Here is a 572-nt window from a genome sequence, read left to right as displayed (position 1 = left end):
CCCGCCGATGGTGGGCGTCAACCGCCAGCCGATGGACTTCGAATACGTACGCTTCAACTGACACTGCCAACATGCGGCGCAGCGGCGGCGACAGACCGGCCGCGCGCCAAGGAGACCAAAGCGATGGGCGCCCCCGACATCATCAAGCAGCACCTGATCGACCCCGAGACTGTATCCGCTGCAACACCTGCGAAGACGCCTGCCCGATCGACGCGATCACCCATGACGAGCGCAACTACGTGGTCAGGGCCGACGTGTGCAACGGCTGCGGCGCCTGCCTGGGGCCATGCCCCACCGGCGCCATCGACAACTGGCGCACGATGCTGAAAAGCGAGGCGTACCCGATCGAGACGCAGTTGCTGTGGGACGAACTCCCCGCCAGCCTGCCCCTGCCGGCAGACGTGGAGACCGGGACCGCGCCGGATGCATCCTTGCCGGAAACCGGCCAAGAGCCGCAAACCCAGCAGGTGGAAGCCAGCCGCCACACCTCGCCCAAGGCGCCATGGTCGGCGGCGCATCCGTACGTCAACCTGCACGGCGTGCGCGCCCCCGTCACCGCCACCGTGGCCGGC

At 68.4% G+C, this 572-nt stretch carries 1 pseudogene; it reads left to right on the top strand.

Annotation, left to right across the window (positions count from 1 at the left end):
- Nucleotides 1-123 precede the first annotated feature (123 nt).
- Nucleotides 124-572, top strand: a pseudogene (locus tag OR16_RS39325) (4Fe-4S binding protein); the annotation flags it as partial.

The organism is Cupriavidus basilensis OR16 (assembly GCF_000243095.1).
Classification (GTDB): domain Bacteria; phylum Pseudomonadota; class Gammaproteobacteria; order Burkholderiales; family Burkholderiaceae; genus Cupriavidus; species Cupriavidus basilensis_D.
Note: the sequence above shows the minus strand (reverse complement) of the source record. Positions and strands in the feature narration are given on the sequence as shown.